Source organism: Dietzia sp. CW19, assembly GCF_014145265.1.
Classification (GTDB): Bacteria; Actinomycetota; Actinomycetes; order Mycobacteriales; family Mycobacteriaceae; genus Dietzia; species Dietzia natronolimnaea.
Window position 1 is genome coordinate 1 of record NZ_JAALEE010000530.1, and the last position, 4,848, is coordinate 4,848.

Consider the following 4,848-nt stretch of genomic DNA (forward strand, 5'->3'; position numbering starts at 1 on the left):
CGCGCGCCGGTTCGCCGACGCCGGTTACCTCGTGGGCGCCTTCGACCTGCAGCCGTGCGAGTGGGCGCGGGGGGACGACCGCGTGGTCACCGGCGCGCTGGACGTCACCGACCCGGTCGCCTGGGAGTCCGCCCTGGCGGAGGTGACCGCCCGCTCCGGCGGCGCGCTGGACGTCCTGGTCAACAATGCCGGGTTGCTGTACGGGATGCCGTTCACGGATGCGAGCTACGAGCGGGACTCCGCGCTGGTGGACGTCAACGTCAAGGGCGTGATGTACGGCTGCCGGGCGGCGTTCGGATACCTGGAGAAGGCCCCGGCCCCGACCGTGGTCAACCTCTGTTCGGCGTCGGCGATCTACGGCCAGGCCGAGATGGCCGTGTACTCGGCCACCAAGTTCGCCGTCCGTGGACTCACCGAGGCTCTGGACCTCGAATGGGGTCCCAAGGGCATCCGGGTGTGCTCGGTGTGGCCGCTCTACGTGGGTACCGGCATGCTCGAGGGCGTCGACACCGCCGGGATGCGGAACATGGGCGTCCACCTGACCGAGGCCGACGTGGCCGGTGAGATCCTCGACCTGGCGGAGCAGACGCGACACACCCCGTCCGGGGTGCTGGGCCGGATCCGCGGCGCCCTGGGTCGCGAGGTGCACCGGCCGGTGGGCACGCAGGCCACCGCGATGTACCTGGCGTCACAGATCGGGCCGGGGCGGGTCATCAGGATGGCCAATCGTCGTCTCACCTCGTGAGCGGACCCGCTACCGACCCGGAGGCGGCATCGGTGGACCCCGGTGCCGGGCCGACCGAGTGGGGAGAAGGCCTCGTCGGGGTGGGTCCGTGGGAGCTTGAGCGCCCGGGTGAGCCGCGGCCTACGGGCGACCGCTGGGATCCGGACCTCCTCGACTCCGGCGACCGCCGCAATGTGGTCGACCGCTACCGCTACTGGCGGCGTGAGGCGATCGTGGCCGACCTCGACACCCGCCGGCACCCCTTCCACGTGGCCATCGAGAACTTCGGTCACGACGCCAACATCGGCACCGTCGTCCGCACGGCCAACGCCTTCCTCGCGGCGGAGGTGCACATCGTGGGGCGACGTCGCTGGAACCGCCGCGGGGCGATGGTCACCGACCGCTACCAGCACCTGCGCCACCACGAGGACGTGGCAGCGCTGATGGACTGGGCCGAATCTTCAGGGGTGCCGGTCGTCGCCGTCGACAACCTCCCCGGCGCCGAGCCGCTCGAGACCGCCCGGCTCCCGCGCGAGTGTGTGCTGCTGTTCGGTCAGGAAGGTCCCGGGGTCAGCGCCGACGCGCGACGACGGGCGGCGAAGACCGTGTCGATCGCCCAGTTCGGCTCGACCCGGTCCATCAACGCGGGCGTGGCCGCGGGGATCGCGATGCACGCGTGGGTCCGCGAGCACGCTGCGCCGACCTGAGCTGCGCTGACCTGGGCTGGCCGACTTGAGCTGTGCTGACCTGGGCTGGCCAACCTGGGCTGTGCCACCCGAGGTGCAACATCTATCTATTGATTTTCGATAGTTAATCATCCATAGTCGTGAGATGGAGATCGAAAGACGAGCGGTCCTGCCGCTGCGGGTGTCCCTGGTGGTGCTGTTCGCGGTACTGCTCCTGCTGCAGACCATGTCGTTGCCCGGGCAGTTCGCGCACATGGCTGAGACATCGCCGGGCGACGCACATCTGCGGTGGCCACTGACGGCGGTGTCGATCTACTGGGTGCTGTGCATCCAGGTCGTGGTGGTGGCCACCTGGAAGCTGCTCACGCTGGTCAAGGACGACCGCATCTTCACCGACGCGTCACTGATCTGGGTCGACGTGATCCTCGGGGCGATCGTCGCGGCCTGGGGGATGCTCGTGCTCGTCCTGGTGCTCGTGGGCGTCAACGCGAACGATCCCGGACTGCCGCTGCTGCTCTTCCTCGTCGTCGTCATCATCACCGTCGCGGCGCTGCTCATGGTCGTCATGCGGGCACTCCTCCGGCAGGCCACCTCGTTGCGGTCCGAGATGGACACGGTGGTGTGATGCCGATCGTTGTGCGGATTGACGTAGAGCTCGCCAGGCGCAAGATGAGTGTGGGTGAGTTCGCGGAGCGGGTGGGACTCACGCCGGCGAACGTCGCGGTGCTGAAGAACGGGCGTGCCAAGGCGGTGCGGTTCAGCACGCTCGAGGCCATGTGTCGCGTGCTTGAGTGTCAGCCCGGGGACCTGCTGGAATGGGTGGAGGAATGAGGGGCGCAGCGGGGTTCGCCCTGGTCCTCGTCGGGGTGCTGAGCGTGGTGGGCCTCGGGGGAGTGGCGATCGTCCTCGGCGGGGCGGACGACTCCCCGGGCCTTCAGGGGATCGGTGTGGTCCTGGTGGTCGGGGCGACGGTCGCCGCCCTCCGTTGGCGGGGCGGACGACCACGGTAGAGACCCGGCTCAGGCCGCCGGGGCGGAGGGCCCGTTGCGGATGCGGTCGACGAGCTTCGGCCCGGCGGTGACGGCCATCGGTATGACCGAGATCAGCACGATCCCGATGAGGATCAGGTCGATGTGCTCCTTGATCAGCGCGAATTGCCCCAACCATGCGCCGAGTGCGGTCACCCCCGCGGCCCACAACACCGCACCCACCATGTTGAACAGCACGAACACGCGGTAGCGCATCCCGGCCATGCCCGCCACCAGCGGCGCGTAGGTGCGGACGATCGGCACGAAGCGGCACAGGATGATCGTGGCCGGCCCCCACTTGTCGAAGAACTCGTGGGCCTCGCGGATGTAGACCTGCTTGAAGATCCGCCCGTCCGGCCGCTCCCGCAGGTGGTGGCCCCACCGGTTGCCGATGAAGTAGCCCACCTGGTCGCCGAGGAACGCCGCGATCGGGGCGGCCACCAGCACCACCCACAGTGGTGCGAAGGGGTTGTCCTGCTGGGTGAGCAGCCCCGCGGTGAACAACAGTGAGTCGCCCGGGAGGAACGGGAACAGCAGACCGGACTCGATGAAGACCACGGCGAGGAGAGCCGGGAGTATCGCGTTGCCGAACGGTCCGTCGCCGGACAGCCAGAACTCCGGGTCCATGAATCCGGGACCGAGCGCCAGGACGTGCTGGGCCTGTTCGGCCACCAGGTGCGTGTTCACCTCGGGAATCGTAGACCCGCTCTGCTGGGAAACGGCTGAAACCGTGCCCCCGCTGGTCCTCCGGGGCCCGCCACCTCGCGGTACCTCGTAGGATGGGATGAGTCACAGTGCCGAAATCTGGAGGATCGTCAATGCCTATCGCCACCCCGGAGCAGTACAAGGACATGCTCGACCGGGCTCGCAAGGAGGGTTTCGCCTACCCCGCGATCAACTGCACCTCCTCCGAGACCATCAACGCGGCCATCAAGGGATTCGCCGACGCGGGCTCGGACGGGATCATCCAGTTCTCCACGGGTGGAGCGGAATTCGGGTCCGGCCTGAACGTCAAGGACATGGTGACGGGCGCGGTCGCGCTGGCCGAGTTCGCGCACATCGTGGCCGAGAAGTATGACGTGTTGGTCGCGCTGCACACCGACCACTGCCCCGAGGACAAGCTCGACACCTTCGTGCGCCCGCTCATCCGGATCTCCCAGGAGCGCGTGGACGCCGGGCGTAACCCGCTGTTCCAGTCGCACATGTGGGACGGCTCGGCCACCCCGCTCGACCGCAACCTCGAGATCGCCAAGGAGCTCCTCGAGAAGACGGCCAGCGCCAACCAGATCCTCGAGATCGAGATCGGCGTCGTGGGCGGCGAGGAGGACGGTGTCGAGAACGAGATCAACGAGAAGCTCTACACCTCCCGCGAGGACTTCGAGGCGACCATCGACGCGCTCGGGGCCGGCAACACCGGGCAGCGCTACCTGCTCGCCGCGACGTTCGGCAACGTCCACGGCGTCTACAAGCCGGGCAACGTCGTGCTGCGTCCCGAGGTGCTCAAGATGGGCCAGGAGGTCGCGGTGGAGAAGCTCGGTCTCAACGAGGGTGACCTGCCGTTCGACTTCGTCTTCCACGGCGGCTCGGGCTCGGCCAAGAGCGAGATCGAGGAGGCGCTGAGCTACGGCGTCATCAAGATGAACGTCGACACCGACACGCAGTACGCGTTCACCCGCCCGATCGCCGGTCAGATGTTCGCCAACTACGACGGCGTCCTGAAGATCGACGGCGAGGTCGGCAACAAGAAGGTCTACGACCCGCGCTCGTACCTCAAGAAGGCCGAGCAGGGGATGTCCGAGCGGGTCGTCGAGGCGTGCAACGACCTCAAGTCGGCCGGCAAGTCCAAGGGCGCCTCTGCCTGACCAGCGGCTTCGGCCTGATCCCACTCACGGCGACCCGACGGGGTCGGTGCCACCAGCGGCGTCTCTCCTCCAGTGGAGAGGCGCCGCTGTCGTGTGATCACCGGGTGGTCTGGGCGCCATGCCCGGCAATTCTGGATCGAACACTTGTGCTGTTCCGCCCCGGGCGATAAGATGGATCACACGTTCGAATGGTGGCGAGTTCGATAGGCGCAGGGGGGTGCGGTGGTGGATCCGATGATGACGACGACGAGTTCGGCGGCGTTCGGGGCGCTTCGCGCCGTGCCGGAGGCTCTCGACACGCTGGGCGCCGAGGCGCTGAGCGAAGTGGCACGGTCGGCCACTCTGGCGCAGAACCTCGCCGCGGCCACCCGACTGCAGGCCGCGCATCACCTCGTGGAGGCGATGGGCCGGCTCGATCGGGAGGCGCGGGGGTCAGGCCCCGGCCGGGAGCCTGGCGATTCCGGCCCCGCCGATTCTCGTCCTGCCTACGCGCGCCTGGATCCGGCTGATCGGGCGCGTGATCACCTGGCGGCGGCGATGGCGCTGAC

At 68.4% G+C, this 4,848-nt stretch carries 7 protein-coding genes and 1 pseudogene; 7 read left to right on the forward strand and 1 reads right to left on the reverse strand.

Annotation, left to right across the window (positions count from 1 at the left end; genetic code table 11):
- The 5 genes from G6021_RS14960 to G6021_RS14980 all read left to right on the forward strand — a co-directional run.
- Positions 1 to 745: SDR family NAD(P)-dependent oxidoreductase (locus G6021_RS14960; protein WP_182641621.1), on the forward strand; the 745-nt coding region annotated here is incomplete at its 5' end.
- Complete coding sequence (locus G6021_RS14965; RefSeq protein WP_182641622.1) at positions 742 to 1,431, forward strand: RNA methyltransferase; 690 nt, start codon at positions 742 to 744, stop codon at positions 1,429 to 1,431. The genes G6021_RS14960 and G6021_RS14965, both read left to right, overlap by 4 nt.
- A 124-nt stretch (positions 1,432 to 1,555) precedes the next feature.
- Positions 1,556 to 2,035, forward strand: a complete 480-nt coding sequence (locus G6021_RS14970; RefSeq protein ID WP_182611229.1) for a DUF2975 domain-containing protein — start codon at positions 1,556 to 1,558, stop codon at positions 2,033 to 2,035.
- Complete coding sequence (locus G6021_RS14975; RefSeq protein WP_179523505.1) at positions 2,035 to 2,241, forward strand: helix-turn-helix transcriptional regulator; 207 nt, start codon at positions 2,035 to 2,037, stop codon at positions 2,239 to 2,241. The genes G6021_RS14970 and G6021_RS14975 overlap by 1 nt, the downstream gene beginning before the upstream one ends.
- The gene (locus G6021_RS14980) at positions 2,238 to 2,420 is read left to right on the forward strand and encodes a hypothetical protein (protein WP_182641623.1); all 183 of its coding nucleotides are present in this window, start codon (positions 2,238 to 2,240) and stop codon (positions 2,418 to 2,420) included. The genes G6021_RS14975 and G6021_RS14980 overlap by 4 nt, the downstream gene beginning before the upstream one ends.
- A gap of 9 nt (positions 2,421 to 2,429) precedes the next feature.
- Here the strand turns inward: G6021_RS14980 and G6021_RS14985 are convergent, their stop codons facing one another.
- Entirely contained in the window at positions 2,430 to 3,065 is a 636-nt protein-coding gene (locus G6021_RS14985; RefSeq protein WP_182641626.1) for a DedA family protein, read from the reverse strand.
- A gap of 191 nt (positions 3,066 to 3,256) precedes the next feature.
- On the opposite strand from G6021_RS14985, the gene fbaA reads away from it, so the two are divergent.
- Together fbaA and G6021_RS14995 are read left to right on the forward strand one after the other, a co-directional pair.
- A complete protein-coding gene (fbaA, locus tag G6021_RS14990) occupies positions 3,257 to 4,300 on the forward strand; it encodes a class II fructose-bisphosphate aldolase (RefSeq protein ID WP_182611228.1) in 1,044 nt (347 codons plus the stop codon).
- A gap of 225 nt (positions 4,301 to 4,525) precedes the next feature.
- Positions 4,526 to 4,848, forward strand: a pseudogene (locus G6021_RS14995) (hypothetical protein); the annotation flags it as partial.

Bases quoted from the DNA above. Each gene is read 5' to 3' on its own strand.
- G6021_RS14975 (WP_179523505.1), top strand. From the start codon at position 2,035: ATGCCGATCGTTGTGCGGATTGACGTAGAGCTCGCCAGGCGCAAGATG.
- G6021_RS14985 (WP_182641626.1), bottom strand. From the start codon at position 3,065: ATGGACCCGGAGTTCTGGCTGTCCGGCGACGGACCGTTCGGCAACGCG.
- G6021_RS14970 (WP_182611229.1), top strand. From the start codon at position 1,556: ATGGAGATCGAAAGACGAGCGGTCCTGCCGCTGCGGGTGTCCCTGGTG.
- fbaA (WP_182611228.1), top strand. From the start codon at position 3,257: ATGCCTATCGCCACCCCGGAGCAGTACAAGGACATGCTCGACCGGGCT.
- G6021_RS14980 (WP_182641623.1), top strand. From the start codon at position 2,238: ATGAGGGGCGCAGCGGGGTTCGCCCTGGTCCTCGTCGGGGTGCTGAGC.